We start from the raw sequence: 26,804 nt of genomic DNA, 5'->3' as shown, positions 1-26,804 counted from the left end.
AGGTTGAACCAGTCGCCGAAGCGGCCCGGATGTCGGGAAAAACGGATGCAAGACGAATGCCAGATCGCATTTTGTCTTCAAAAAATATAAGATATATATATTGAATGTATACAATAAACTTCGAGCGGTCCAGTCCAGGCTTCCAGTTCGCGTTTACCCGTTCATTCCGTCACTTCCTCTCATGACGAAAAGCTCAACTTCTGCGATGCCATCGCTGCGCGCCGACCAGGCGGTGCAGCGCGGACCTGCGGTGCGTTTCATGGCCGATGGCTGTACGGTCGACGCGTTCGAGGGCGAGAGCGTCGCGGCGGCGCTGTTTGCCGCAGGGCAGCGCGAACTCCGGCGCAGTCCGCGCGACAACGCACCGCGCGGAATGTTCTGCCTCATGGGCTCCTGCCAGGAATGCCTCGTATGGGTGGGCGGGCGCAAGCTACCGGCCTGCCAGGTGCCGGCGGCGGCGGGCCTGGAGATCGAATCGCTCGACTACAGGGAGCAGCGCCTTGGCTGAAGCGCCCCCTTCCCCCATCGATCTGCTGGTGATCGGCGCCGGACCGGCCGGCGCACGCGCCGCGCTGCGCGCGCAGGCCTGCGGCCTCGACGTCCTGCTGGTCGATGAGAACTCCGACGCGGGAGGACAGGTGTGGCGCCCCCTGCCTCCGGGCTTCACGCGGACGGCAGACGTTCGGCCCTCGGCCGAAGCCGTACAGGGCGACGCCCTGCGTGCCGAACTGAGCCGTTCCGGCATCCGATGCCTGTTCGGCCACAAGGTGTGGAACGTGGGCAGCAGCCTTCGCACCGACCTGATCGGCCCCCAGGGCGTGACAAGCTGGCAGCCGCGTGCATTGCTCGTGGCAACGGGCACGACCGAGCGGGTCGTTCCCTTCGCCGGCTGGACCCTGCCCGGCGTCATCGGCCTGGCCGCCGCCACGATCCTCCTCAAGTCGCAGAACATGCTGCCCGGGCGCCGCACGGTGGTGGCAGGCAGCGGTCCCCTGCTGCTGGCTGTGGCCAGTGGCATCCTCAAGGCCGGCGGCGAGGTCGCTGCCGTGCTGGACCTGGCCAGCCGGTCCGATTGGCTGCAGACCCTGCCCTCGCTGGCAGGCCGGCCCGATCTGCTGTGGCAGGGCGTGCAATGGAAGGCGCTCCTGCGCAAGGCGCGTGTGCCACTGCTCTATCGCCACGGCATCGCGTCGGTCGAAGCGCTCGGCGACGGATTCCACATTCACGCGCGGCAGGTCGACATGACCGGTGCGCCCGTTGCGCATGCCGCGCCTGTGGCTTTCGAGGCGGACGCTGTTGCGGTGGGGCACGGCCTTGTGCCCGGCACCGACGTCACCCGGCTGCTGCGCGCGCGCCACCGCTACGAAGCGGCGCGTGGCGGCTGGATTGCCGAGACCGATGCGCAGGGCCGCACCTCCGTCGCCGGTCTGTACGTCGCGGGCGACGGGGCTGGCATTGCCGGTGCCGCCGCAGCCGGCGCCCACGGCGAGCTTGCCGCCGTGGCCTGCGCCCACGATCTGGGTCGACTGACGGCCGAGGCCCACTCGCGCGAACGCGATCGACTGCTCGCGCAATGGCACAAGCCCGCCCGCTTCGGGCGCGCGATGGCGGGTCTGATGGCACTGCGCGAAGGCGCCGTCGCGAGCATTGCGCCCGACACGGTGGTTTGCCGCTGCGAAGACGTGACCCGAGCCGAGATCGATGCTGCCGCGCGCGACGGCGCCCGCGACATGAACCAGCTCAAGGCCTGGACACGCTGCGGCATGGGCCCCTGCCAGGGCCGCACCTGCGGGGACATCGCGGGCGCCCTGCTCGCTGCTCACGCGGGCAGCCGCGAAGCCGTGGGCTGCTTCACGGGCCGGGCCCCGCTGCGTCCGGTCTCGCTCGCCGAGGTGGCCGGCAACTACACCTATGCCGACATCCCGATCCCGAAGGCGGCGCCGCTGTGAGCGGCAACGTGCGCTCCTCGGCCGCATACGACGCGGTCGTGATCGGTGGCGGCGTCATGGGCTGCTCGACCGCGCTGCATCTCGCGCAAGGCGGCATGCGGGTCGCGCTGGTCGATCGCGGGCCCCTGTGCCGCGAGGCATCCGGCGTCAACGCCGGCACGCTGACGCTGCACATGACACGCGCCGCGCTGGTGCCCTATGCAATGCGCGCCTGGCAAATGTGGATGGACGCCGAGAAATGGCTGGGCATGAGCGTGCTCGCGACCCATGTGCCGGGCCTCACGCTGGCCTTTACCGAGGCCGAGTGCGAACTGGTCGAACTGCGCGCCAAGGCGCGCCGCGAATACGGCGCGCCGATCAAAGTCATTTCGCCGGCGCGCGCGAGAGAGATCGAGCCCGGCGTGCACCCCGGCCTGCTGAAGGCGGGCTACTGCGACATCGATGGCTTCGCGAGCGCCTATCTCACGGGCCGCGCCTTCCGCCATGCGCTCACGGCTGCCGGCGTCGACGTGCTCGAGAACGCGCCCGTCGAGGGCGTCGACTCCGGGGACGCGGGCCATGTGATCCGCTTTGGCGGCGCGGCGAGCCGGCCGCCCTTGCAGGCGACGCGCGTGGTCCTCGCGGGCGGGGTGTGGATCGAGAACATGCTCGCCTGGCTCGGCGTGCAGATCTCGATCAAGGTGCTGATCAACCAGCTCATCATTACCGAGCGCGTGCGACCGGTGATGCGCACCGTGCTCAGCGTCGCCAACGGGTTGTTGTCGCTCAAGCAGTTTGCCAACGGCACTGTGCTGATCGGCGGCGGCTGGCAGGGCGAAGGCGACCGCGAGCGCGGTGGCGTCGAGGCCCGTCCGCAGAATCTCGTGGGCAACATGCGCCTGGCGGCCTATGCCCTCCCCGCTTTGGCCGAGGCCCGCATCGCGCGCATCTGGCTCGGCCTGGAGGCCGAGACGGCCGACGCCATGCCGATCATCGGCGACGTGCCCGGCGTGCCGCGGGCCTATGTGGTCGGCAGCGCCCACTCGGGCTACACCAGCGGTCCGTTCATGGGCCGGATCATGGCCCAGCACATCCTCGGGCAGCAGCCCGAACTGCCTCTTTTCGATCCCGCCCGCCTGCTGGGCATGCCGATGCCCGGCACTTGATAACCCGTTCCCATGATTCCCCAACAACCCGAAGCTTTCCACGGCATCTATGCCGCCACCCTGTGCCCGCTGCTCGACGACGGCCGCATCGACGAAGCGACGCTGGCGCGCCATCTCGAGGCCAACGCCTTTGTGCCGGGCATGAAGGGCCTGCTGATCAACGGCCATGCCGGCGAGAACTTCTCGCTCTCGCGCGAGGAAAAGCGCCGGGTGACCGAGATCGCATTCGAGGTTTGCGGCGAACGATCGCTGCTGGTGTGCGGCATCAATGCCGAAGACAGCTTCGAGGCCCAGCGCCATGTCGACGACGCCAAGGCGGCCCGGGCCGATGCCGCGCTGGTCTTCCCGCCGTTCTCGTGGGCACTCTCGCAGGACTCGCGCATGGCGGTGACGCACCACCGGATTGCCAATGCCAACGCGCAGATGCCCCTGATGCTCTACCAGGCCGGCGTCAACGCAGGCACCCTCGCCTATCGTCCCGAGGTGCTGGCAGAGCTCGCCCAGATGCCGCATGTGGTCGGCATCAAGGAAGGAAGCTGGGAGGCGGCGGCCTATGAGGCCAACCGCCGCCTGGTGAAGCGGGTGGCGCCGCACGTCGCGATGATGGCCTCGGGTGACGAGCATCTGCTGACCTGTTTCGCGATCGGCAGCGAAGGCAGCCTGGTGAGCCTGGCCGCGGTCGTTCCCGAACTGGTGATCGACCTCGACCTTGCGATCAAGCGTGGCGACCTCGCGCAGGCACGCAACTTCAACGACCGCATCTACCCGCTCGCCAAGGCGATCTACGGCACCGCGCCCGGCGGATATGCCACGGCGCGCCTGAAGACCTGCCTCAAGCTGCTGGGCCGCTTTCCGAGCGACGCCATGCGCCCCCCGATAGGACCGCTGCCGCGCGATGAAGTCGCGGCACTGGAACGTGCGCTGGCCGAGGCCGGCGTGCACGCCTGAACCGAGCCGACCAAGGAGAGCCCCGCCCATGACCCGCAAGATCATCCGCAACGGCCGCATCGTCACGGCCGTGGACGACTACACCGCCGACCTGCTGATCGACGATGGCTGCATCGTCGCCATTGGCCGCGCACTCGATGTCGGAGCCGACGTCGAGGTCATCGACGCCGCCGGCATGCTGGTGCTGCCCGGCGGGGTGGATTGCCACACCCACATGGACAACACCTTCGGCGACTCGACCACCTGCGACAGCTTCGAGTCGGGCACGCGTTCGGCCGCTTTCGGGGGCACCACGACGATCGTGGACTTCGCCTTCCAGCGCAAGGGCGTGAGCGTGCTCGAGGCCATCGAGCGGGCCCGCGCGAAGGGCGCCGACGGGGCCTGCATCGACTACGGCTTCCATGTCATCGTGACCGGCGTGGACGACCAGGCGCTGGCCGACATGCAGCACGCGATCAGGCATGAAGGAGTCTCGAGCTTCAAGATGTTCATGGCCTACCCGGGTTCGGTGATGGTCGACGACGCGGCCATCTTCCAGGCCATGCGCATGGTCGGGCAGCACGGCGGCATGATCGCCCTGCACGCCGAGAACGGGACCATCATCGAACTCCTCATCAAGGAGGCGCTCGCGCAGGGGCACACCGCACCCAAGTACCACGCGCTCACACGGCCGGCGATCATGGAGGGCGAAGCCACGCACCGCGGCATCAAGCTCGCCGAGCTCGCCGACGCACCCGTGTACTTCGTCCATCTATCGGCCAGGGAGGCGCTCAAGCATGTGGTCGAGGCCCGGGACATGGGGGTGCCGGTGTTTGCCGAAACCTGTCCGCACTACCTGTTCTTCGACGACAGCGCCTACGACAGCGAAGACTTCGACCTGGCGCGCTACGTGATGAGTCCGCCGCTTCGCTCCAAGGAGTCGCAGCAGGCCTTGTGGACCGCACTGCGCACCGACGACCTGCAGCTGGTCTCGACCGACCATTGCCCCTTCTGCATGAAGGAAGGGCACCTGGGGCGCGTGAACCAGAAGCCGTACGGCCGCAATGATTTCTCGAAGATTCCCAACGGCGTACCCGGCGTGGAAACACGCATGGCGACGCTCTACGACGGCGGCGTGCGCGCCGGCCGCATCTCGCTCAACCGTTTCGTCGAGCTGGTGTCCACGGCGCCCTCGAAGCTGTTCGGACTGTTTCCGCAAAAGGGCACGATCGCCGTCGGCAGCGATGCCGACCTGGTGATCTTCGACCCCGATGCGCCGCACGTCATCTCGGCGAAGACGCAGCACGGAAACTGCGATTTCACGCTGTTCGAAGGCCGGGGCGTGACGGGGCAGGTGAAGAAGGTGCTGTTGCGCGGCGAACTCATCGTCGACGGCGACCGATGGCTCGGCAAGACCGGCAGCGGCCGCTATGTGGCGCGTGGTGAATCGGGCGGCTGGTAGCTCCATGCCCACCTACGACTACGCCTGCCCGCGCTGCGGACCATTCGTCGAACGGCGGCCGATGGCCCTGTTCGATCGGCCAGCGCCCTGCCCTGCATGCGGGTCGGAGTCCGGCCGCGTGCTGAGCGTGCCGGCTTTACTGGGTGGGCAGCGAAGCGGCGAAAAGTTGCGGCATGCTGCGGCGCAGAGCGACGGTTCGAGCTATCGGCGACTCCGGCAGAGAGGCGTTTGCGCCTGCTGTCCGCGAGCCGGTGCCTGAACCTCCAGGCGGGACCAGGCAGGCCGCGCCGACCGCAGCAAGGGCGTGCAGTGGAAAACGCTCAGGTCCGCGCGATGGCAATGCCGTCGGCCAGCAACGCCTCGCGGATTCGCCGGGCAAACACGACGGCGCCGGGCTGGTCGCCGTGAAGGCAAAGGGTGTCGGCGGTCACCGGCACGTCCACGCCGTTCACGGAGCGAACGACACCCTCGAGCACCATGCGCCGCACCTGTGCAATGGCCTGCTCGACATCCTCGATCATGGCGCCCGGCTGCCAGCGCGGCGTCAACGTGCCGTCGTCCTGGTAGCTGCGGTCTGCGAAGACCTCGGAGCACACCGCCAGGCCCTTGTCGCGCGCGGCCTGGGCCATGTTCCTGTTCGCCACGAAGAGCTGCAGCGTCGGATCGAAATCGAACACCGCCTGCGCCACCGCTTCGGCGAGCGCCGGCTGCCGCACGGTCATGTTGTAGAGGGCGCCGTGGGTCTTCACGTGGTGCAGCGATGCGCCCTGGGACCGCGCAAAGCCCTGCAGCGCGCCGACCTGGTAGATCACCAGCGCGTAGACCTCGGCCGGCGACATGTCCATCGCGCGTCGTCCGAAGCCCTGGCGGTCCGGCAGGCCGGGATGGGCACCCAGCGCCACGCCGTTGGCAATGGCCGCACGCACGGTCTTCAGCATGGTGTCGGGGTCGCTCGCATGAAAGCCGCAGGCGATGTTCGCGGAGGTCACGTGCGGGAGGATCTCGAGGTCCTGCCCCATGACCCAGGGGCCGAAGCTCTCGCCCATGTCGCAGTTGATGTCGATCGATGGCATGTCTGTGTTTCCTTGTTCCTTGTGAGTGGGCGCGTGCGGCTCGATGCGGGCTCAGGCGAGCGCGTGCGCGGCCATCTCCCGCACCAGCGCCAGCCGGTCTTCGAGATCGAGCCATGCCTGCTCGGCCGCTTGCTGGGCCACCGGAGTGAAGCGGATGGACGCGCCCGGAAGCGCCTGGGCCAGGCGCGGGAGGTCGGCGCTCGCGACATAGGCGATCTTGGGATAGCCGCCCGCGCTTTGGCGGTCGGCCATCAGCACGATCGGCTGGCCGTCGGGCGGCACTTGCACCGTGCCGAAACTCGTGGCCTCCGAAATCATCTCCAGCGGCTGCGTGAGCTGCAGGCCGGGGCCTTCGAGCCGGTAGCCCATGCGGTTGGAGCGCGACGAGATCGCGAAGGGCTGGCTGACAAAACGCTCTCTCGCCTCGGCAGAGAAGGCGTTCCACTGCGGCCCCGGTATGAAGCGAACGCCTTCGGGCGACCCGTCCGGCAGTTCGGTGTCGATGCGCGCTGCCGCCACGAACGGCAGGCCGCTCTGCACCAGGATGCGCTCGAGCGCCAGCGTGGGCGCATTCGGGTCCGACGCAGCGAGCGGCACCCGGTCGTTCTTGCGCAACGCCCGCCCCTCGTGACCTCCGAAGTTTCCGGGCAGATACGTGCTGCGACTGCCGAGCACGGGCGTCGTCGCGAAGCCGCCGCGCACCGCCAGGTACATCCGGGCGCCGCTGCTGCGCTCGCCAAAAGCCAGCGTCACGCCGCGGCGTAACAGCACGGCACAACCCATGGGAACGGGCCGGTCCCCAGCGGTGATGCGGACCTGCGCACCGCAGACGGCCAGCAGCGTGTCCCGGCTGAATTGAACGGCGGGGCCGGTCAGCGTGCATTCGAGCACGGCCGCATCGTCGGCATTGCCGACCAGCATGTTGGCAGCCCGGTGCGACCACTCGTCCATGGCACCGGTCACCGGAACGCCATGGTGCTGATGGCCCAGGCGCCCCAGGTCCTGCACCACCGAGAACATGCCCGGCTGCAGAACCTGCATGTGCGCGAACGAGCTCCTGGTCATGACCTGGGCTCCTGCATCTGCGCGAATTGCGAAGGCGAGATCGGATGGAAGCGCACCCGGGCGCCGGGCTGCATCCGCGTTGGCGGGGTCTTCGTCACATCGAACATGCTCCACGGGGTACGGGCGATCACGTTCCAGCCGCCGGGCAGCGCCGTCTGGTAGATGGACGTGATGCCGTTGGCGATGGCGACCGACCCTGCCTCCACGAGCAGGCGCGGCGTCGCGCGGCGCGGGACCTTCAGCCGGGGATCGACCGGACCGAAGAACGGGTTGCCCGGAGAGAAGAAATAGACGTAGAGCGACATCGGCGTCGCGGAATGCAGACTGACGACTTCGTCGGCCGTCAGGCCGCAGCGCCGGGCCACATCCTCCAGGTCGGGACCGTATTCGCCGCCATAGCAGGCGGGGATGTCGATCACCTGGTCGTTCACTGGCAGCGTGGGAATATCACCGCCCAGCAGCCGCTCGATGCGCCGTGCCAGCTGCAGGGACGCCGCCCCCTGGCGTCGCGCGAATGCGAGCGGCTGATAGTGCAGGGCCACGGTCGTGAATGCGGGCACCACATCGAACACGCCAGGCAGGTTTGCCGATGACAGATATGCAGCGACGTTCTGCACGGTGCGACTGGTCTCTGCACCGACCTGATCGCCCAGACGCACCAGGAGGCATCGATCGCCCACCGGTTCGATTTGCCAGCCCGTGAGACGGTGCGCTGAGCCGCTGGCCCGACCGGGAGGAATCGTCGGCATCGCATCTTGCATGTTGGTTGAAGGTATTTTCAGGTTTGGTATGCCAGTCAGCCGAGGTGCTGCACCCACTGGGAGCCGCAACGCCTGCAATACGCCTTGCACGCCTGTCGCGCGATGTCGGCGGTGCGCAGCACGATGGGCGTCGCATTGGACTGGTGCGAGAGCGCCACGCCGAGTGAGGGTGGCGCGGGCAACGGCAGCACCACGAGCTCGCCGCGTTCGATGTGTTCCCTGACCAGCAAGCCGGGGATGATGCCGACACCGACGCCTTCCCGCACCAGCGACACCAATGCCGCCAGCGACGGTGAACCGGAGATGCGCAGATCGCCCTGCGCCATGCCCTGGCGCGCCGCGAGCTGCTGCGCGAGATTGACCGCGGCGATGTGCGGTGTCGTGCCGCGCACCTGCGTCAGCAACTGGTGCGAGAGGGTCTTGCGCAGTGCGTCGCGCTTGGGGATGAGCCCGCGCCTGGCGACCCAGTGGATCGGCAACGACATCAGGTCTTCCATGACCGAATAACTGCTGCCGACCTCGTTGCTCACCCGCAGGATGAAGTCCAGGGTGCCCCGCATCAACTGGTCGGCCAGATCCACGGTGAGGTCGACCGTGAGATCGACTTCGACCTGCGGCAGTTGGGTCCGCATCGCTTTCATGAAGTCGGGCAACCATGTGTGCACGGCCGTCTCGAGCACGCCGACCCGGATGCGGCCGCCGATTGCGCTGCCGCTTGCCGCAGCAGCCTGGATGGCGCGCGTTGCCTCCAGCACACCTTCGGCATGGCGCAGCAGGCGCGCGCCATCCGGCGTGATGCGCATGGTCTTGTGGTCGTAGTCGAACAGCGTGACGCCCAGTTCCTCCTCGAGACTGCGCACACGCATCGAGATGGTCCCGGGCGTGGCATTGAGGTGCTCCGCCACGCGGCGCACGCTGCAGATGCGGGCCAGCATCACGAAGGTCTCGATGAATTTGGTGTTCACTTGCTCCTGATCCAGTGCGCGAGCGCACTACGTTGCAGCCTCATTCCCCGGTGTGGGGCGTGCGCTGTTCAATTTCTCTGAACAGTGCCCGCGCAAATTCCTCGATGGACGCGGTGCACTGCGATTTCTACAGTAAGCAAATTCCTTGCTCACTTCCCTCGAGAACCCGATGAACTCCACGATCTGGATGAATCCTGACGATCTGCGCCGCGAGATTCGGGAAGGCCGCTTCAGGGGCCCGACCGCAGGCCACAGCCCCGGCTATACACAGGGCAACCTGGCGATCCTGCCGCGCGAATTCTCCGAAGAGTTCCTGCGCTTTTGCCGCCTCAATCCGAAGGCCTGCCCGGTGATCGGCGTCAGCGAGCCCGGCGACTGGCGCGTGCCCGAACTCGGCGAGGTAGACCTGCGCACCGATGCGCCGGCCTACTGCGTCTTCCGCGACGGCGAGCCGGCCGGCGAAGTGCTCGACCTGCGCGAACTGTGGACCGACGACATGGTCGGCTTCGTCATCGGATGCTCGATGTCCTTCGAAGAAGCCTTGCTGGAGGCCGGACTGCCGATACGCCACATCGAGCAGGCCACCACGGTGCCGATGTACGACACCAGCATCGCCAACGTCCCGAGCGGCCGCTTCGGCGGCACGATGGTCGTGAGCATGCGGCCGATGACGCCGCAGCAGGCCATCCGGGCGATCCAGATCACATCGCGCTTTCCTGGCGTGCACGGCGCACCGGTGCATTTCGGCGACCCGGCGGCCATCGGCATCCGGGACATCGAGCAGCCCGACTACGGCGAGCGCTCCGAGATCCGGCCCGGCGAAGTGCCGGTGTTCTGGGCTTGCGGCGTGACACCGCAACGCGCAATTCGCACAGCGCGCCCGAAACTTGCAATCACCCACAAGCCTGGGCAGATGCTGGTCTCGGACGTCCGCAACAGCCACCTCGCGGTGTTCTGACTTTTCATCGCCTTCACGCTTCCTCCCGATTCACCCCTGCAGTACCGGAGATTCATTCATGAAACGCAGACAAGCCCTCATTGGCATTGCCGGCACCGTGGCATTGAACGGCGCCTTCACCCAGGCCCTGGCCCAGAAAGGCGAGGTCGTCATCGGTGTGATCTACCCGTTGACGGGGTCCAGCGCGCAGGTCGGCGTGGATAGCAAGCACGCGATCGACACCGCACTTGAAATCATCAACACCGCCAGCACGCTCGACCTGCCGGGTGCCCGGAATGCCGGCCTTGCAGGCCTTGGGAACGCAAAGGTGCGGGTGGTCTACGCCGACCACCAGGGCGACCCGCAAAAGGGCCGCTCCGAGGCAGAACGCCTGATCACGCAGGAGAACGTCTGCACCATCGTGGGTGCATTCCACTCGGCCGTCTCCGCCACGGTGAGCGCCACTTGCGAGCGCTACGAGGTGCCCTATCTCTGCGCCGACTCGTCTTCCCCGAGCCTGAGCCGGCGCGGCCTGAAGTACTTCTTTCGCACCTCGGCGCATGACGAGATGTTCAGCGAGGCCATGTTCGACTTCATGGACGCGATGAAGAGCAAGGGCAAGCCGATCGGCAGCGTCGGCATCTTCTACGAAGACACCATCTTCGGCACGGACTCGTCCGCCGTGCAGCGCAAGCTGGCCAACGAGCGGGGCTACAAGATCGCCTGCGACATCAAGTACCGCGCCAACTCGCCCTCGCTCAGCGCCGAGGCGCAGCAGATCAAGACGGCCAACCCCGACGTCCTGCTGCCCTCCAGCTACACCAGCGATGCGATCCTGCTGACCAATGCGATGGCGTCGATCGGCTACAAGCCGAAGAACCTCGTGACGCAAGCGGCCGGCTATATCGAGAAGCCCACGCTCGAATCGGTAGGCGACAAGCTCCAGGGCATGATCTCGCGCGCCAGCTTCTCCGCTGACATGGGCGACAAGCGGCCGTCGGCCAAGGCCGTGAACGACATGTTCAAGGCGCGCGCCGGACGCGACCTCAACGACCAGACCTCGCGGGTGTTCACCGCGATGATGGTGCTGGCGGAGGCCATAGACCGCGCCAGATCGGTCGAGCCGAAGAAGATCCGCGAAGCGCTGGTTGCCACCGACATTCCCGGCGAGAAAACCATCATGCCGTGGAAGCGCGTGAAGTTCGACGCCACGGGCCAGAACACATTTGCCAGCCCCGTGCTGATCCAGTTCAAGGCAGGCAAGTTCTCGACGGTGTTTCCGTTCGAAGTCGCAACCGCGACGCCGGTCTGGCCGATGAACCCATGACCGCCTCCACCCTGCCGCAGATCCTGGCCACCGGCTTGCTGATGGGGCTGATCTATGCCCTCATCGCCGCCGGGCTCTCGCTCATCTTCGGGCTGATGGACGTGGTGAACTTCGCCCACGGCGAGTTCCTCATGCTCGCCATGTACGCGACCTTCGGCTTCGCGGTGTTCGCGCACCTCGATCCGGTGCTCTCGCTGCCGCTGGTGGCGGCCGTCATGTTCATCGTCGGCGCGAGCGTCTATGCGGGCGTGGTGCGGCATGCGATGCGCTCCAAGGTCAACACGGGCATGGTCCAGATCTTCTCCACCTTCGGCCTGGCGACGCTGATCCAGGGCGGTGCGCAGTTCTTCTTCACGCCGGACTTCCGCAATGTCGACCACACCTGGCTCAGCGCGAAGACGCTCGACCTCGGCGGCATCTTCCTGCCCTGGTCGCAGATCTTCGGTGGCCTCATCTCACTGGTCGCCTTCGGCGGCCTGTACCTGATGATGACGCGCACCGACTTCGGCCGGGCGCTGGAGGCCACGCGCGAGGACAAGGGCGCGGTCGCGCTGGTCGGCATCGACAGCAACCGCGTGTTCGCGCTCGGCTGGGGCCTGGGTGCGGCGCTGGTCGGCGTGGCAGGCGCGGTACTCGCGACCTCGTACGCCATTCATCCCCAGGTGGGAGCCGGCTTTGCGACCATCGCCTACATCACTGTCGCGCTCGGCGGTTTCGGCAGCGTATTCGGCGCGCTCGTCGCGGGCATCGTCGTCGGGCTGGTCGAAGCCCTCACTGCCAACATCCTGCCGCCGGCCATGAAATCGATGGGTATCTACGCGCTCTATCTGGTCGTCATCTTTCTTCGCCCGCAGGGGCTGTTCGGGAAGCTTTGATGACCATTCCATCCTCCCCTGCGGCCGTGCCGTCTTCTTCGTCTTCTTTGCTGGCCGGCGTCACCCGGCATCGGCGCCGCCAGCTCATCGAGGCGGTGGTGGTGTTCACACTCATCGCCCTGCTGCCCCTGCTGGTGAAGAACGCCTACCTGCGCAACGTGATCGTGCTGACGCTGATGTACGCCGCCCTCGCCCAGAGCTGGAACATCCTCGGCGGCTACTGCGGCCAGATCTCGCTCGGGCACGCGCTGTACTTCGGCGTTGGTGCGTATGCGGTCAGCAAGCTCTATGTGAGCTACGGCGTGCTGCCCTGGTTCGGCATGCTCGCCGGTGGCGGACTGGCGGTGTTGCTGGCCCTGGCGCTCGGCTACGGCACCTTCCGGCTGAAGGGCCACTACTTCTCGATCGCGACCCTGGTGATTGCCGAGATGGGCCTGCTGATCGTCCACAACTGGGACTGGCTCGGCGGCGCCACGGGCATCCAATGGCCCTTCGGCCCTGACAACTGGGCCACGCTGCAGTTTGCGCGCGACAAGACACCCTACATCTTCTTCGCGCTCGGGCTGCTCGTCGTGACCTGGCTGCTGACCTTCTTCATCGAAGGCTCGAAATGGGGCTACTGGTGGCGCGCCGTGAAGGACCACCCCGAAGCTGCCGAAAGCCTCGGCGTGACCGTGTTCCGGTCCAAGATGGCGGCCGCCGCGCTGTCGGCCTTCTTCACCGCGATTGGCGGCGGCTTCTATGCGGCGTTCGTGTCCTATGTCGATCCCGACAGCGTGATGCACTTCAGGTTCTCGCTGCTGATGGTGCTGCCCGTGGTACTCGGCGGCATCGGCACGCTGTGGGGGCCGATCCTCGGCGCTGCGATCCTCGTGCCGCTGTCGGAGTTCACGCGCAGCTACGTCGGCGGCTCCGGTGGCGGCCTCGACCTGATGCTGTACGGCGGCCTCGTCATGGCTGTGGCGCTGCTCAAGCCCGAAGGGCTGATCAAGCTGTTCGCAAAGAAGACCCGGATCCGGGAGGCTGCACGATGAGCATCGACATTCTGCTGGAGACGATCGACGTCACGCGCCGCTTCGGCGGCCTCGTCGCGAACCGTGACGTGAGCATCCGCGTGCACCGGGGCGAGATCCTCGGGCTGATCGGGCCCAACGGCGCGGGCAAGTCGACCCTGTTCAACCTGATCGCCGGCGCCTATCTGCCGACCTCGGGCAGCATCCGCTTCGACGGCCGCGACATCACCGAACTGCCGGCCACGCGGCGCTGTGCGCTCGGCATTGCGCGCACCTACCAGGTCCCGCGCTCCTTCGATTCCATGACGGTGCTGGAGAACGTGATGGTCGGCGGCTTCGTGCGCCACGCCTCGTCGAAGGCGGCTCGCCTGGCGGCACTGCAGGTGCTCGACTTCACCGGCCTCTCGCGCACGGCCGGCACCCTCACCGGCGAACTCACGCCACCCGAGAAGCGCCGCCTGGAGGTTGCACGGGCGCTGGCCACCGAACCCAAGCTGCTGCTGCTCGACGAAGTGCTCACGGGCCTCACGCCGAGCGAAGCGCAAATGGGCGTCGAGCTGATCCGGCGCGTGCGCGACGCGGGCATCACCGTGGTCATGGTCGAGCACGTGATGCAGATCGTGATGCCGCTGGTCGACCGCGCCATCGTCCTCAACCTGGGCACCGTCCTTGCCAGCGGCAGCCCCGCCGACGTCGTGCGCGACCCGGCGGTGATCTCCGCCTACCTTGGAACACGCCATGCTGCTTGAAGTCAATGGCCTGACCACGGCTTATGCCGGCATGGTCGCCATCGCCGATATTTCGGTGTCCGTGAACGAGGGCGAGATCGTCGTCGTGGCCGGTGCCAACGGTGCCGGCAAGTCGACCCTGCTCCAGTCGATTGCCGGGCTGGTCAAGACGCAGTCGGGCCAGGTTCGTTTTGCCGGCGAGGCCATCGATGCCCTGCCCGGCCACCAGATCGCCGCACGCGGGCTGGCGTTCGTTCCCGAAAGCCGGCGGCTGTTTCCGCGCCTGTCGGTGGAAGACAACCTGCGCCTGGGCAGCTACCTGCATCGCAAGAAGGCAGACCGCGACGCACCGCTGGCCCAGGTGTTCACGCTGTTTCCGCGCTTGAAGGAGCGCCTGAAGCAACGGGCGGAGACGCTGTCGGGTGGCGAGCAGCAGATGCTGGCCATCGGCCGCGCCTTGATGACGCGGCCGCGTCTTCTGATGCTGGATGAACCCTCGCAAGGAATCATGCCCAAGCTGGTCGACGAAATCTTCGAGGCCGTCCTGACGATTCGCAAGGCTGGCGTGACTGTGCTTCTGGTCGAGCAGCGCCTGGCTGAAAGCCTGGAGATCGCGGAGCGTGCCTACGTGCTGCAGACAGGCCGACTGATGCTGTCAGGCAAGGCAGCCGAGGTGCGCGACAACCCCGAAGTACGTCGCGTGTATCTGGGCATGTGACCCTCCTTCGCAGCATCAACTGAGGCCATTCATGAACCATCGAGTCACTCGTCGTACCTTTACCCTGCTGGCGTGCGGCGCGGGGGCTCTTTCCACTGCACGCGGTGCAACCGTTTGGCGGATCGCAACGGGATACCCGCTGGAGAACTTTCACACGGCCAATCTCATTGCGATGGCCAAGGATGTTGAGCTCGCGACGCAGGGGCAGCTTCATATCGACGTCTATCCCAAGAACTCCCTGTATGCGCTGAACGCCATTCAGTCCGCCGTGCAGGATGGAAAAGTCGAAGCTGGCGAAGTCATCATGAGCAGTCTTGTCGCCGACCTTCCGATCGCGGGCGCAGATTCGGTTCCATTCATCACCGACAGCTATGCCGATGCACTTCGGCTCTGGCGAATTCAGCGTCCCCTGATCGAGAAAGCCTTCGCAAGCCGGGGACTTGAGGTTCTGTATGCCGTGCCGTGGCCACCGCAAGGCTTGTACTCGACCCGACCGCTTGGCGGATTGGGGGATATGCGTGGCATGCGAATGCGCACATTCAACGCAAACACCGCAAAGATCGCAACGCTCATGGGCACCGAAGCCGTCGATGTTCCAGCTACCGAACTCAACAAGGCACTCGCTGATGGACGCATCGACTGCATGATGACGTCCGCCGTGACTGGAGTGGAAAGCCGTGCATGGCAGTCCATGCACTACTTCTACGAAATCAATGCGTTCTTTCCCAAGAACATTGTGTTTGCCAACAAGAAGGCATGGGACGCCATTGGCGCCCCATTGCGCGAGGCATTGAAGAACGCGAGCGCAGCGGCAGAACTTCGCGGATGGTCCAACAGCGCATCGGTTGCCGCTCAGTCCCTGGAAGAGTTGAAGCGAAGCGGCATGAAGATCGAATCACCTTCCTATTTGTTCGGTCGAGACGTCAAGCGTCTCGGGGAACGTTTTTCGCTGGATTGGGTGAAGCAAGTAGGCGTATCCGCCAACGATGTCTTCATTCCCTATTTCGACAAGCGATAGATATCTCCCGGATCCGTCTCGCGGCGCCGGAAATCCAGCTCCTGAAGAACTTCTGCCGTGCCGCGGACAAGACGGGTGGCCGGACGCGCGGTCGGTGTCGCAAGCACCAATGCATTCCAGATGCTGGGCGGCCCGATCGGCGCCCGCGGCAATGCCTCGCCGCCGGGTGCGCCGAGGGCACTCTCCGGAAGAATCGTGCACCCGACCCCGGTTGCAACGAGCGCAAGCACGGTGTGGACAGCCCCCACCTCCGCAAGCACCTGGAGCTCGATGCGACGCGGGCCAAGGACGGAGTCGAGCAGGTGCCGGATTGCGTTTGGCGCGCTGGGCAACACCATCGGGTAGTTCGCGAGTGCCGCCAGTCCGACACGTGCCGGCAGCTTGCTCTTGGGCGGTGCGACCAGCAATAGTTTTTCGCGCATCAAGGGCTGAAAGCTCAGCTGGGGCGAAGCGGCGGGATCGAACAGCAGCGCCAGATCCAGCCGCCCCGCGATCAGGGATTCGCGCAGTGAGACGCTCAGGCCTTCGAGAATGGTGATGACTGCGCGCGGAAACCTCTCCCGGAACTGCTGGATCAGGGGCGTGCTCAAGCCCAGGGCCACCCGCGGCGGCATGCCGACCACGATACGGCCGCCAGGGCTCTCGTCCAGTTCCTGCAATTCGTCGCGGGCGCGGCGGGAGATGTCCAGCATCGCGCGTGCGTGAACGAGCAGCGCAGCGCCTGCATCCGTTGTGGTCACGCCGCGTCCGGTTCTCACCAGCAAGCGTTGCCCGAGATCTGCCTCCAGCAAGGCGATCTGCCTGCTCAAGCTGGGCTGCGCCAGGTTGAGCGCCACCGCGCCGCGGCTGAAGCTCCCGGCATCGACCACGGTGACGAAATACAGAAGCTGGCGCAACTCCATAGGAATTCAGCATAGCTGATATAGGCATGTTGTCCTTACGCCGGTGGCTATCGGTGGGGAAACTGCCTGCATGACCTTCCCCCTTCCCCCAGGCGCCTGCAACGCCCACTGTCATGTGTTCGGGCCCGGCGCGCGCTTTCCTTACGCCCCGGACGCCGCCTTCATTCCCGAAACAGATGCGCCCAAGGAAGCCCTGTATGCGTTGAACGACCGCCTCGGCCTGCAACGCTGCGTGGTCGTGCAGTCGACCTGCCACGGCTTCGACAACCGCGCCGCCGAGGACGCCGTTGCGTCGCGGCCCTCGAGCTACCGCGCGATCGCCCTGCTGCCAACCGACGTCGACGACGCAGAACTCGAGCGACTCCACGCCGCGGGCTTTCGTGGCGTCCGCTTCAACTTCATGGGCCACCTCGGCCGGCGCGCGGACATGGAGGAGGTGCTGTCGTTGGCCGGCCGCTTCGCGCCGCTTGGCTGGCATCTGCAGATTCACGGCGATCCCGCGCTGCTCACGGACCTGGCGCCCGCACTGCGTCGCTCGCCCACGCCGGTGGTGATCGACCACATCGGGCGCATCGATGCGGCGCTGGGTCTTGACCAGCCGGACTTCCGGGCGCTGCTGCGGCTGATGGCGGATGAGCGTTTCTGGGTCAAGGTGAGCGGCATGGACCGCATCACGCGGCTGGGCCCACCCTACGCCGACGCCCAGCCCTTTGCCCGAACGCTGGTCGCCGAGTTCGGCGACCGGGTCGTATGGGGCAACGATTGGCCGCACCCGAACCACGCCGGCCCCATTCCCGACGAGCAGCAACTCGTCGACCTCATTGCCGAGATCGCCCCTACGGAATCTGCGCTCCATGCGCTGCTGGTCGGCAATCCGGAACGCCTTTATCAGTTTGGAGACAGGCCATGAGCCTCCGATTCGAGAACAAGGTCGCCATCGTGACCGGCGCCGGTTGCGTCGGCGCCGGCTGGGGCAATGGCCGTGCCATCGCCGTGCGCCTCGCCCAGGAGGGCGCCAGGGTCCTGGCGGTCGATCGCGACCGTGCCCGGCTCGACGAGACGCTCGAGCTGGCCGGTGACGTCCGCGCGTCGATCACGCCATGGGTCTGCGACGTCACGAACAGCGAGAGCGTGGCGGCCATGGCGGCCGCGTGTCTGGACGCATACGGGACCATCGACGTCCTCGTCAACAACGTGGGAGGGTCCGCAGCGGGCGGGCCGGTGGAGTTGCCCGAAGAGACATGGGATCTGCAGGTCGACACCAACCTCAAGAGCGTGTTCCTGACGTGCAAGCATGTGCTTCCCACGATGCTGGCGAAGGGCGCGGGTTCGATCGTCAACATCTCTTCGACTTCCGGCCTGCGCTGGACCGGCAGTGCACAGGTGGCGTACGCCGCGACCAAGGCCGGCGTCATCCAGATGTCGCGCGTGATCGCAGTCCAGCACGCGGCCAAGGGTGTCCGGGTCAACAGCGTCGTGCCAGGGCAACTGCACACGCCGATGGTCGAAACACGCCTGGCGAAGCAGCGCGCAGGCGGTGACGTCGACGCACTGCTGGCCCAGCGCCAGAAACGCATTCCACTCGGCTTCATGGGCGATGGCCGGGACACGGCGAGCGCGGTACTGTTCCTGGCCAGCGACGAGGCGCGATTCATCACCGGCACCGAACTGATCGTCGACGGCGGCATGACCGCGCGCTGCGACTGAGATTCGAGTTACCCAAAAAAGACGGAGACATTCATGACCATCCAACGCATCCTGCTCGCGGCAGCATTTGCCATGGCGCTGGCGCCCGCTGTCCATGCACAGCCGAAGACGACGCGGATCGTCGTTTCCTTCACCTCCGGGGGACCTGTCGACTCGGTCGCCCGCATCCTCTCCGAACAGCTCGGCAAGGAGCTGGGCCGCACGGTCATCGTCGACAACAAGCCCGGCGCCAACGGCGCGATCGGTGCCGTCGATGTCATGAAGTCGGCCCCGGACGGCGGCACGCTGTGGTTCACCAGCGTCGGCGCGGCTGCGATCAATTCTTCGCTGTACGAGAAGCTCCCCTACGACATGCAGCGCGACTTCGCTCCAGTCTCGCTGGTCGTCAACAATGTCGAACTGCTGGTGACCCAGCAGAGCAACCCGGCCAAGGACGCGGCCGATTTCGTGGCAGCAACGAAGAAGCGCGCCGAAGCAACGCCGATGGGCTCCTCCGGCACGGGCAGCATTCCGCATCTGGCAATCGAGCAGTTGGCCGATTCGAGCGGCGCCAGGCTGCTTCATGTCCCCTACAAGGGTGCAGCGCCGGCCATCACGGACCTGATGGGGGGCCAGATCGGCGGATTCTTCGGCGACGTGCCCGGGCTGCTTGGACACCTGCAGGGTGGACGGCTCAAGGCGCTGGGTGTGGCTTCGAACAAGCGGCACCCTTCTTTGCCGGACGTGAAGACACTGGAGGAGCAAGGCATCCGGGGCGTCGACACCAACAACTGGTATGCGCTGTTTGCGCCTGCGAAGACGCCGCCCGAGATCGTCGAGGCGCTCAGCAAGGCGGTGCACAACACACTGGCCAACCCGGGCGTGCGCGAGAAGCTGCTGAAGATGGGCACGGAGCCTGCCGGGTCCACGCCCCAGGAACTGGCGACCATCCAGAAGCGGGACACCGAGAAGTGGGCGAAGCTGATCCACACCAAGAACATCAAGGCCGAGTAATGACGACCACCCCTGTCCGCGTACCCCTCGTGCAGCCCGGCACACGCCCCGAGCTGGCCGAGATCGAGTCCCGCATCATGGCGCAGCGCGGTCGCGTGTCGCTGCTCTACCAGGTGCTCCTCAACAGCGGGCCGATCGCCTCGGGCTGGGAGCGCATGCTCACGGCGGTTCGCAACCAGACCGGCGTACCCGCCGATCTTCGCGAACTGATGATCCTTCGGGTCGCCGTTCTCAACGGCGCCAGCTTCGAGTACGACGCGCACGTGCCGCATGCACAGAAGGCGGGCGTCAGCGCCGAGAAGATCGACGCCGTCCGGCAGGAGGTGCTGCCCGGCGTGTTCGCGCCGCTGGAGCGCCTGGTGCTCGAACTCACGGATGCCATGACCCGCCAGGTCGTGGTTCCGGAAGAGCTCATGGGCCGGATCCAGCAGCACTTCGACCCCAAGGGCGTGGTGGAGGTCGTGGCGACCGTGGCGGCCTACAACATGGTGTCGCGCCTGCTGGTTGCCCTGAACGTCGCGCATTGAACGAGGAGCCCGGAATGCAGGATCTATGGCTTCTCAAGTCCGACACATCCATGGCCGAACAGCCGCTCGCGCCGATCCGCACACTGCCGCCCGGAGTTCAGCCATGGCAGGCAATGAATGGCACTTTGGTCTATTTCTACGCGGCAGGGAACACGCCGCCGGTGCTCACGCCCCAGGGTGTTGCCGGCGAGTGGAAACGGCTCGCCTGCTTGCAGGAGGTGCAGGGCGCGTCGGCCGGCCAGGTTGCTTCGCACCACTATGTTGTGGAAACGGACGTGCTTCCCGAGTTCGAGGACGACCTCAACGCCTGGTACGCGCAGGAACACCTGCCCGGACTGGCCGCCGTGCCGGGGACCATCCGAGCGGCCCGGTACATCGACACCGCAGGCTCGCCGCGCTACTACGCCTGCTACGACCTCGCGGGCGCCGAGACCCTGGGCAGCCCCGAGTGGCTGGCCGTGCGTGCAACGCCCTGGAGCTCGCGGGTTCGCCCCGCTTTCCGGAACACGGGGCGAACCATGTTTCGTCGGCTGTCGGCCGCACGCTGAGCACGGCTCGCATCGCCGAAGCCTATCGCGCGGATGGTCTGGCCAGCGTAGCGAGCTTCTTCCTGGCCGCCTGCAAAAGACTGCCCCGCTCGACAGGCAGTGCCGCCTTGGTATCTCCGAGCGCGACGACCTCATGCACGGTGGTCGCGGAGAGCTTCGAAGACAACGGGTCGCGCGGCGACATGCCATTGAGCCTGGTGATCGGGATGACATGCACCTTGAGGTGGCGGCCCATGGTCTTCGACAACTTCTGACAAGCTGTCGTCATGGTGGCTTCGTCAGGGACCAGCCGGCCATGCACGACCAGCAGTTCCACAGTGCCTTGCGCGTCCTCTCCCAGCACGAATGCGCGCACGACCGAGTCCTTGAACTTGGAACGCAGCATGGCGCGGATCGGCTCTGCCGCGGCGAACGATTTCAGCGCGATGTTCCGCAGCTCGTTGTGGAAGACGAACGAGCGATCGACCTGAACGGTATCGCCCTGGTCTGCCTTCGCCGCCTGCTGCTTCACGATGCCGCTGCGGACGAGATGCTCCACAGTGAGGGTGGTCTCGGCCTCCTCCAGCTTCGCCCGCCGTGCAAGCTCACTCGTCGAGAACTGTTGATCGGGCGCCGCGTACAGGACCATGAGGAGCTTCTGTACTTCGGGAGAGAAAAGGAAATCCGCGGCACTCATTCTTGCTTTGCTGCTGACACAAAGACCGCATTATCCAAGCGGCATGGAAGAGGTCGGCATCGGCGCTTCATCTATCGCTGGGGCAGCGCCTGAGTATGAGAAGAAAAGTGACAGCGGTCGGCATCGAGGCGGTTTCCCTGAGCGGATTTTTTCTCCCTGGCCTCTACCAGCGCCGAACCACTGTCGAGAGGCAGTGTGCGCGCCCCCATCGAAGCCAACGTGGAGTCTGTGCGGGAGTTCTGTAAAACGATACCTGCCGTCCTGTGAGGTGCGACCTCGAGGCCTTCGACAAGGTCTCAAGGAGGTCGAAGTAATCCTTTCGATGAGCAATCACAGAAACCCCAAAAGGACTGTTGATTGCCTCATTGAGCATGTCGTTACGCTTGTTCCGGTCATTGCGGCACGATCTGTGTGCCCGACAAAGTCGGCCAATGCATCTGCAGATGCCGGCCGTAGAACTGTTTGCGGACCAGTTGCCGAAGCGACTCGATGAGATGAATCTGAAACGGTCGACTGCGATTTTCTTGATGACTCTCGTCCTGTTGTCCGCGACGGCCGAATGGTATGGCTGGGAGCGAGGCAAGCAGCCGCGGCAAACGGCGGAAGAGGCGTGCAAAAAGCAGTGCTATCCGCTGCCCTGGCAAATCAAGGGCGAAAAGCGAATACCAAACGCACCTGAAGGGTGGCGCAACTACCCGACGCATCCACGATGTGTGTGCGGATAGCGAAAGCGTGGCTTCTGACCCGTGATTTGTAGATAGTGGCTTTGAGGTTCGCCGCGTCGGGGCTGGAAACAGACACCGGGGCTTTGTCGCGGCCTGCAGATCGACCTTGAATCCCCTCCGGGAGACCGGTCAACCGGCACCTCTCATCCCATCTCCAAATTTCGGCCCAAGTGGTGGCATAGGCTGAGCCTTCGTTGTTCAAAGGAACTCAAGCAACATGCGATACATCACCCAGAAACTTACCGCGGTCTCCATGGCCGCCATCGTTGCGGCATCCACTCTCGGCGGCTGCGTGGTCGCGCCAACTCCCGTTTCCACCAATGTGGTCCTGGCACCTGGCTCGCCCCTGCCGCCCGGGTATCAAGGCGAGGTGTATGTCGTGAGCGACTGGCAGTCCAGGGGTCTCTACGCGCCTCCGCAGGGCTACGCCTGGCGCTATGTCGACGGGCAATATGTGCTCGTGGCCGTAGCCACCGGAATCATCGCTGCGACTTTCCTGGCTGCATTTTTTGGGCACGGCGGCCATGGCGGGCCCGGGCCAGGTTTTGGTCCTCGCTGAAACAGCACATCTGTTGAATTGCAGGGGGGTGAACTTGCTGGACGCACTCCGGGCTTTATGGGCGGCAATGGTCGCCATCGGTCAATTCTTCAACTGGCTCCTGAGCCTTTTGGCGTGACTCAATCTCCTCCGCGCTCCTGCGGCTCGCCCAGCGACAGCATCAGCCGGTTGGCCCAGTTGAAGAACGCCGCGCCGTGGATGACGTCGGCAATCGCGAGGTCGTCCAAGCCTTGCGCACGCAGTTGCTCGATGTGCTCCGCCCCGAACGCAGATGGCGTAGCCGACAGCGCGACCGAGGCCGCCACGATCGCATTCCAGCGCTCGCCCAGGTCGGCCTTCACGCCTTCGTCCAGCAGGCGCTGCACATCGTCCGTGCGCTGCGAGAAATGCGAGGCGAAGCGCGCATGCACCGAGGCGCAGTAGATGCAGCCGTTGTAGCGCGAGGCCGCGGCGGCCGAGAGTTCACGTTCGGCGCGCGGCAGGCCGGCTTCGGGGTTGTAGAAGATGTCCTTGTCGGTACGCGTGCGCGCACCCAATATGTCCGGGTCGCGCGCCAGCAGGCGGAAGTACGGCGACTTGGCACGCGATGCGTCCACCAACCCGGCGAAATGCCGCTCGGTCAGTTCGGTCTCGGGCAGCGGTTCGAGCCAGGGCAGCCATTCGAGCTGCGCCTGCGTGAAGGCATTCGGGTGCGTGTTGTGGGGATGGCTCAGGGCCGATTCGGCAGTCATGGTGTTCCTCGGGTCAATCGACAAGGGTGACGGGGCGTTGCGCCAGCGCCCTGAGGCCGGTGACGACACGGATCTGGAATGCAAGGAAGGCGACGAGCTGCGACAGTGTCACGATCTCGGTGCTCGACCACCTCGCATCGAGCAGCGACTGCAGCGCGGTCGGGCTCGCATCGCGTGGGTGAAAGACCAGCAGGTGCGCATGCGCGAGGCCGGCCGAAAGCCGCTCGCCAAGCACCGGGCGCTGCGCGGCGCCCACCGCATACGAAGGGCCAGGGGCATCTTCGGCGCTGAGCGGGCCTGCGGGATAGCGCCCGTACGGCCCTTGCGTGGAACCCCGCTTCGTTTCGATGGCGATGGCCTCTGCCACCCCGGCACGAGCGCCCTGCCCCGCCAGCGCATCGGCATAGAAGCGCGCCACGTCGGCCTGCCCGTGCAGTCCGGCGACGAAGGCCGCGACGGCGAACCGGTCTGCGATTTCGAAATGCCCGAACACAGGCGGCGTCGGCGCGAACAGCGAGAGATAACTCTGCTGCGCATGGGTACGCGCCTGCTCGCGCTGCACGCGGATCTGGTCGAGGTGGCTGCCCGGCTCGATGCCGACGAGCCGGTCGATGACATCAGGCACAGCAGACGCAGAAGAAGAAACGGTGGCGTTCATGAAATCCAGTCTAGAGAAGTGCAAGGGATTGAAGGTCCGACACGCTCGCATCGCGCGCCCAGCCGAGGGCCGGCGCGACCACGGTTGCGGTCAGTTCGATGGAGCGCAGGATCGCCTCGTGCGGCGGATCGACCGAATGCACCTGGCAGACCAGGTCAGTCACGCGTGCGAGCGTTCTGTCGGCGCGCAGCGAGGCGATCACGTCGTCGGGCGATCCAACGTGCACGTCGTACGCGGCAATCAGCTGTTCGAGCGGTGCATCAGGGCCGGCGCGGTCTGCGAGGCCGAGCTGTCCCGAAGCGGCAAAGCGGGCCGCCGAGCGGCGCAGACCGATGTCGGCCAGGCGCAGCGCCTCCTTGCGGGTCTCCGCGACGAAGACACTGCGCGAACCCACGATGCGCGGCGTGCTGCCGGGCGGCAATGCAGCAAGGTAGGCATCGACGATCGGGTTCTGAATGTCGGCAAGCGACGCGTCGGGCGCGTGCTCGGGACGCGGCTGCGTGCGCGAGAGCATCAGGCCGTCGCCAGCCTCCCCCGCTCGTGTGCCGCCGCTCACCGAGAACGTGGCCTGCCAGATGCGGTCCAGCAGCGGCGAGCCCGCGGGGTACAGCGTGTCGCCGCCCTGCAGCGGCTTGCCGGCCCACGCTGCGCGCACCGCGGCAAGCTGTCTCGCGAAGATGGCCGAACGGTCGTTGCCATCCAGCCCGAAGGCCGCGAAAGATTCGGGCGTGCCGCCGGTTCCCACGCCCACCTCGAGCCGGCCTTGCGAGAGCAGATCCAGCACGACTGCGTCCTCCGCCACGCGCACGGCGTTTTCCAGCGGCAGCGTGACGATGCCCGTGCCCAGGCGAATGCGCTTCGTGCGCGAGGCCACATAGGCCAGGAAGACGAACGGCGACGGCAGCCCTCCCTCGTGTTCGTGAAAGTGATGCTGCGCCACCCAGGCCGAATCGAAGCCGAAGGCCTCGGCGTGGGCGATCTGCGCAGCGGCGAGACGGTAGCGCTCGGCGGCTGTCGCGTCGTCGAGCAGGCGGCTGAAGAAGCCGAGGCGAAGCTGGCGCGGGGAGTGAGAAGTGCCGGGCATCCGAAGAGAAGAAGGCTGGGTTGTCGAAAGCCTTCGAGTCTTGCCCGTGATGCGGTCCGCAGGGAAATCCGGATTTCGCGCTTGTTTATGCGGTTTGCGTGTATCGCCGCCTGTCCTCGCAGCGGGAGCGCGGAAAGCCGTTCACGCCGTCGTCGGACGTATCTCCGCCGTGCAAACGCGATTCCGGCCTCCCATCTTGGCCGCGTACAGGGCCTTGTCGGCGGACTGAATCAACTCCTTCGGCGGTCCGTGGGTGACCGAGGGGCTGAGCGCATCCACACCGGCGCTCAGCGTCACGAAGCCGTCGGGAGCACCGGCGTGCACGATTGCCAGGTCGCGCACCGCGCTGCGGATTCTTTCCGCCAGCACGGCCGCGCCAGCCACATCGGTGTTCGGCAACAGCACGGCCAGTTCTTCCCCGCCGTAGCGGGCCGCGAGGTCTCCCGGGCGGCGGGATGCGAGGCTTGCGATGGTACGGCCGATCGTCTGCAGGCACTCGTCCCCGGCCGTATGGCCGTAGATGTCGTTGAACTGCTTGAAGCAATCGACGTCGATCAGGATGAGCGCCAGGGTGCTCGCGTCTCGCATGGCCCGGCTGAACTCGTTGTCGAGCGTCACGTCGAACTGCCGGCGATTTGCCAACCCCGTAAGGCCGTCCTCCATCGCGAGGGTGTTCAGGGTCTTGTTGAGCGTCTCCAGCGCGTCGCGTGCGCGCCGCAGTTCGGCCTCGGTCTTGCTGCGCAGCTCCATCTGCTTCACCAGCCGCCATCCCACGAAACCGACGATCAATGCCAGGAGAATGACGCCTCCTGTATGCCAAAGCGTTTCCCGCCACCAGGCGGCCAGGATCTCGTCCTTGGAGAGGGCCGCCGCAACGAACAGCGGGTAGTTGGTGAGCCGCCGAAAGCTGTTCAGCCGCGTGATGCCGTCCTGCGCCGACAGGATTTCGGCCGTCCCGACCGGGCCCTGGGCCACGTATGCACGAAAGAGACCGGTATCCAGCATGCTTCTGCCGACCATGTCGGTGCTGTACGGCCGGCGAGTCATCATCGTCCCGTTCTCGAGGATCAGTGCAACGGCGCCTGCCTGGCCTATGTCGAGGCTGTCGTAGAACTTCGTGAAGAAGCTGATGTCGATCGTCGCGAGCGCCACCCCGCCGAAGCTGCCGTCCGCGCGATTGATGCGCCGTGACACGGGAATGAGCAGTTTGCCGTTGACGCGGCTCCTCACCGGCACACCGACGTGCGGTCCGCGCTCCTCGTGCTCGCGGTGAAAAAGAAAGTACTCGCGGTCCGCGTTGTTCAGGTTTTGCGGCGCTACTTGCCGGGAGTTTGCGACCCAGTTTCCATCCTTGTCGTAGATGTGGAGCCCATCGAGTTGCGGGAGTTCGGCCACCCGCATCGCGAACACCTTGCGAAGCCGTTCGATGGCCTCCGGCCCCGTGCCGTCGTGTTCGATGCGCTCGACCATGCCGACCAATGCGGTGTCAGCCTGCTTGATCGTGTCGTCCGCCTGCTGCGCCATTGCGCGAGCGAGATTCGACGTCGCAACGCTCATCTGCTGAAGCTGGACCCTTCGCGAGTGCCAGCTGTTCAAGCCGTCGAGCGCCACGAGGGCGAGGCAAACCACGGCCACGAAGGCCGTCGTCCGGAAGGTGATGGATGGTCGACGAAACACGATGCGCTTTCGAAGCAGTGATGTCTGAAGCCTTGCCCGACTTTGACACAGCTG

General features: G+C 66.0%; 30 protein-coding genes. 20 read left to right on the top strand and 10 right to left on the bottom strand.

The window, feature by feature from the left end; all coding sequences use genetic code 11:
* Nucleotides 1-181 precede the first annotated feature (181 nt).
* The 6 genes from BLW48_RS18330 to BLW48_RS18305 are packed head-to-tail and all read left to right on the top strand — an operon-like array spanning nucleotide 182 to nucleotide 5,742.
* Complete coding sequence (locus BLW48_RS18330) at nucleotides 182-508, top strand: (2Fe-2S)-binding protein (protein WP_093176750.1); 327 nt, start codon at nucleotides 182-184, stop codon at nucleotides 506-508.
* The gene (locus BLW48_RS18325) at nucleotides 501-1,949 is read left to right on the top strand and encodes an FAD/NAD(P)-dependent oxidoreductase (protein WP_093176748.1); all 1,449 of its coding nucleotides are present in this window, start codon (nucleotides 501-503) and stop codon (nucleotides 1,947-1,949) included. The genes BLW48_RS18330 and BLW48_RS18325 overlap by 8 nt, the downstream gene beginning before the upstream one ends.
* Nucleotides 1,946-3,094, top strand: a complete 1,149-nt coding sequence (locus BLW48_RS18320) for an NAD(P)/FAD-dependent oxidoreductase (protein ID WP_093176747.1) — start codon at nucleotides 1,946-1,948, stop codon at nucleotides 3,092-3,094. The genes BLW48_RS18325 and BLW48_RS18320 overlap by 4 nt, the downstream gene beginning before the upstream one ends.
* 12 nt (nucleotides 3,095-3,106) lie before the next feature.
* Entirely contained in the window at nucleotides 3,107-4,042 is a 936-nt protein-coding gene (locus BLW48_RS18315; RefSeq protein WP_093176745.1) for a dihydrodipicolinate synthase family protein, read from the top strand.
* Nucleotides 4,043-4,070: 28 nt separating this feature from the next.
* On the top strand, nucleotides 4,071-5,483 hold the full coding sequence (hydA, locus tag BLW48_RS18310) for a dihydropyrimidinase (RefSeq protein WP_093176743.1): 1,413 nt from the start codon (nucleotides 4,071-4,073) through the stop codon (nucleotides 5,481-5,483).
* Complete coding sequence (locus BLW48_RS18305; protein ID WP_371127554.1) at nucleotides 5,452-5,742, top strand: FmdB family zinc ribbon protein; 291 nt, start codon at nucleotides 5,452-5,454, stop codon at nucleotides 5,740-5,742. Before hydA ends, BLW48_RS18305 begins: the two co-directional genes overlap by 32 nt.
* Before the next feature lie 61 nt (nucleotides 5,743-5,803).
* Here the strand turns inward: BLW48_RS18305 and BLW48_RS18300 are convergent, their stop codons facing one another.
* Genes BLW48_RS18300 through BLW48_RS18285 form a run of 4 tightly spaced genes read right to left on the bottom strand, consistent with a single transcriptional unit; the run spans nucleotide 5,804 to nucleotide 9,347 of the window.
* A complete protein-coding gene (locus BLW48_RS18300; RefSeq protein ID WP_093176742.1) occupies nucleotides 5,804-6,556 on the bottom strand; it encodes a LamB/YcsF family protein in 753 nt (250 codons plus the stop codon).
* 51 nt (nucleotides 6,557-6,607) lie between these two features.
* Entirely contained in the window at nucleotides 6,608-7,621 is a 1,014-nt protein-coding gene (locus BLW48_RS18295; RefSeq protein WP_256330810.1) for a 5-oxoprolinase subunit C family protein, read from the bottom strand.
* On the bottom strand, nucleotides 7,618-8,382 hold the full coding sequence (gene pxpB / locus BLW48_RS18290; protein WP_256330809.1) for a 5-oxoprolinase subunit PxpB: 765 nt from the start codon (nucleotides 8,380-8,382) through the stop codon (nucleotides 7,618-7,620). Before pxpB ends, BLW48_RS18295 begins: the two co-directional genes overlap by 4 nt.
* Nucleotides 8,383-8,417: 35 nt before the next feature.
* Nucleotides 8,418-9,347: a LysR family transcriptional regulator gene (locus tag BLW48_RS18285; RefSeq protein ID WP_093078190.1), complete on the bottom strand. Its 930-nt coding sequence runs from the start codon at nucleotides 9,345-9,347 to the stop codon at nucleotides 8,418-8,420.
* Between the two features lie 169 nt (nucleotides 9,348-9,516).
* Here BLW48_RS18285 and BLW48_RS18280 point away from each other — a divergent pair, with 169 nt between their 5' ends.
* From BLW48_RS18280 to BLW48_RS18250, 7 genes are read left to right on the top strand one after another with little or no spacing between them, the layout of a single operon-like run.
* Nucleotides 9,517-10,305, top strand: coding sequence for a putative hydro-lyase (locus BLW48_RS18280; protein ID WP_093176740.1), 789 nt, complete (start codon nucleotides 9,517-9,519; stop codon nucleotides 10,303-10,305).
* Nucleotides 10,306-10,363: 58 nt separating this feature from the next.
* On the top strand, nucleotides 10,364-11,611 hold the full coding sequence (locus BLW48_RS18275; protein WP_093078188.1) for an ABC transporter substrate-binding protein: 1,248 nt from the start codon (nucleotides 10,364-10,366) through the stop codon (nucleotides 11,609-11,611).
* The gene (locus BLW48_RS18270) at nucleotides 11,608-12,486 is read left to right on the top strand and encodes a branched-chain amino acid ABC transporter permease (RefSeq protein WP_093078187.1); all 879 of its coding nucleotides are present in this window, start codon (nucleotides 11,608-11,610) and stop codon (nucleotides 12,484-12,486) included. Before BLW48_RS18275 ends, BLW48_RS18270 begins: the two co-directional genes overlap by 4 nt.
* Nucleotides 12,486-13,520 (top strand): branched-chain amino acid ABC transporter permease, encoded by a 1,035-nt coding sequence (locus BLW48_RS18265; protein WP_093176738.1) that lies wholly within the window; start codon nucleotides 12,486-12,488, stop codon nucleotides 13,518-13,520. Before BLW48_RS18270 ends, BLW48_RS18265 begins: the two co-directional genes overlap by 1 nt.
* A complete protein-coding gene (locus BLW48_RS18260; protein ID WP_093078184.1) occupies nucleotides 13,517-14,248 on the top strand; it encodes an ABC transporter ATP-binding protein in 732 nt (243 codons plus the stop codon). The genes BLW48_RS18265 and BLW48_RS18260 overlap by 4 nt, the downstream gene beginning before the upstream one ends.
* The gene (locus BLW48_RS18255) at nucleotides 14,241-14,945 is read left to right on the top strand and encodes an ABC transporter ATP-binding protein (RefSeq protein ID WP_176928755.1); all 705 of its coding nucleotides are present in this window, start codon (nucleotides 14,241-14,243) and stop codon (nucleotides 14,943-14,945) included. Before BLW48_RS18260 ends, BLW48_RS18255 begins: the two co-directional genes overlap by 8 nt.
* 31 nt (nucleotides 14,946-14,976) lie before the next feature.
* Nucleotides 14,977-15,963: a TRAP transporter substrate-binding protein gene (locus tag BLW48_RS18250; protein WP_093176737.1), complete on the top strand. Its 987-nt coding sequence runs from the start codon at nucleotides 14,977-14,979 to the stop codon at nucleotides 15,961-15,963.
* On the opposite strand, the gene BLW48_RS18245 is transcribed toward BLW48_RS18250, so the two are convergent.
* Nucleotides 15,945-16,865 carry a LysR substrate-binding domain-containing protein gene (locus BLW48_RS18245; RefSeq protein ID WP_093078181.1) on the bottom strand — a complete coding sequence of 307 codons (921 nt, stop codon included), beginning with the start codon at nucleotides 16,863-16,865 and terminating at the stop codon, nucleotides 15,945-15,947. The genes BLW48_RS18250 and BLW48_RS18245 overlap by 19 nt on opposite strands.
* 70 nt (nucleotides 16,866-16,935) lie before the next feature.
* Between BLW48_RS18245 and BLW48_RS18240 the strand changes: the two genes are divergently transcribed.
* The 5 genes from BLW48_RS18240 to BLW48_RS18220 are packed head-to-tail and all read left to right on the top strand — an operon-like array spanning nucleotide 16,936 to nucleotide 20,640.
* Nucleotides 16,936-17,775, top strand: coding sequence for an amidohydrolase family protein (locus BLW48_RS18240; protein WP_093176735.1), 840 nt, complete (start codon nucleotides 16,936-16,938; stop codon nucleotides 17,773-17,775).
* Nucleotides 17,772-18,572, top strand: coding sequence for an SDR family NAD(P)-dependent oxidoreductase (locus BLW48_RS18235; protein WP_093176734.1), 801 nt, complete (start codon nucleotides 17,772-17,774; stop codon nucleotides 18,570-18,572). The genes BLW48_RS18240 and BLW48_RS18235 overlap by 4 nt, the downstream gene beginning before the upstream one ends.
* A 33-nt stretch (nucleotides 18,573-18,605) precedes the next feature.
* On the top strand, nucleotides 18,606-19,565 hold the full coding sequence (locus BLW48_RS18230; RefSeq protein WP_093176732.1) for a Bug family tripartite tricarboxylate transporter substrate binding protein: 960 nt from the start codon (nucleotides 18,606-18,608) through the stop codon (nucleotides 19,563-19,565).
* A complete protein-coding gene (locus BLW48_RS18225; RefSeq protein ID WP_093176731.1) occupies nucleotides 19,565-20,092 on the top strand; it encodes a carboxymuconolactone decarboxylase family protein in 528 nt (175 codons plus the stop codon). The genes BLW48_RS18230 and BLW48_RS18225 overlap by 1 nt, the downstream gene beginning before the upstream one ends.
* A 14-nt stretch (nucleotides 20,093-20,106) precedes the next feature.
* Nucleotides 20,107-20,640 (top strand): DUF4286 family protein, encoded by a 534-nt coding sequence (locus BLW48_RS18220; protein WP_093176729.1) that lies wholly within the window; start codon nucleotides 20,107-20,109, stop codon nucleotides 20,638-20,640.
* Between the two features lie 22 nt (nucleotides 20,641-20,662).
* Here BLW48_RS18220 and BLW48_RS18215 read toward each other — a convergent pair whose 3' ends face one another.
* Entirely contained in the window at nucleotides 20,663-21,316 is a 654-nt protein-coding gene (locus BLW48_RS18215) for a hypothetical protein (protein ID WP_093176728.1), read from the bottom strand.
* Nucleotides 21,317-21,747: 431 nt separating this feature from the next.
* Here BLW48_RS18215 and BLW48_RS35010 point away from each other — a divergent pair, with 431 nt between their 5' ends.
* A complete protein-coding gene (locus tag BLW48_RS35010) occupies nucleotides 21,748-22,041 on the top strand; it encodes a hypothetical protein (protein WP_143047757.1) in 294 nt (97 codons plus the stop codon).
* Between the two features lie 217 nt (nucleotides 22,042-22,258).
* Nucleotides 22,259-22,600 carry an RcnB family protein gene (locus BLW48_RS18210; RefSeq protein WP_093176726.1) on the top strand — a complete coding sequence of 114 codons (342 nt, stop codon included), beginning with the start codon at nucleotides 22,259-22,261 and terminating at the stop codon, nucleotides 22,598-22,600.
* Nucleotides 22,601-22,719: 119 nt separating this feature from the next.
* Here the strand turns inward: BLW48_RS18210 and BLW48_RS18205 are convergent, their stop codons facing one another.
* The 4 genes from BLW48_RS18205 to BLW48_RS18190 all read right to left on the bottom strand — a co-directional run bounded on the left by BLW48_RS18205 (nucleotide 22,720) and on the right by BLW48_RS18190 (nucleotide 26,750).
* A complete protein-coding gene (locus tag BLW48_RS18205) occupies nucleotides 22,720-23,331 on the bottom strand; it encodes an alkylhydroperoxidase domain protein (protein ID WP_093176725.1) in 612 nt (203 codons plus the stop codon).
* Nucleotides 23,332-23,344: 13 nt separating this feature from the next.
* Entirely contained in the window at nucleotides 23,345-23,989 is a 645-nt protein-coding gene (locus BLW48_RS18200; RefSeq protein ID WP_093176723.1) for a CMD domain protein, read from the bottom strand.
* 10 nt (nucleotides 23,990-23,999) lie between these two features.
* Nucleotides 24,000-25,073: a putative FMN-dependent luciferase-like monooxygenase gene (locus tag BLW48_RS18195; RefSeq protein ID WP_093176722.1), complete on the bottom strand. Its 1,074-nt coding sequence runs from the start codon at nucleotides 25,071-25,073 to the stop codon at nucleotides 24,000-24,002.
* A gap of 141 nt (nucleotides 25,074-25,214) precedes the next feature.
* Nucleotides 25,215-26,750, bottom strand: coding sequence for a GGDEF domain-containing protein (locus BLW48_RS18190; protein ID WP_093176720.1), 1,536 nt, complete (start codon nucleotides 26,748-26,750; stop codon nucleotides 25,215-25,217).
* Between the last annotated feature and the right edge of the window lie 54 nt (nucleotides 26,751-26,804).

The sequence above is a fragment of the Variovorax sp. YR266 genome, from assembly GCF_900107295.1.
GTDB lineage: Bacteria > Pseudomonadota > Gammaproteobacteria > Burkholderiales > Burkholderiaceae_C > Variovorax.
This window is presented reverse-complemented; position numbering and strand designations above follow the sequence as displayed.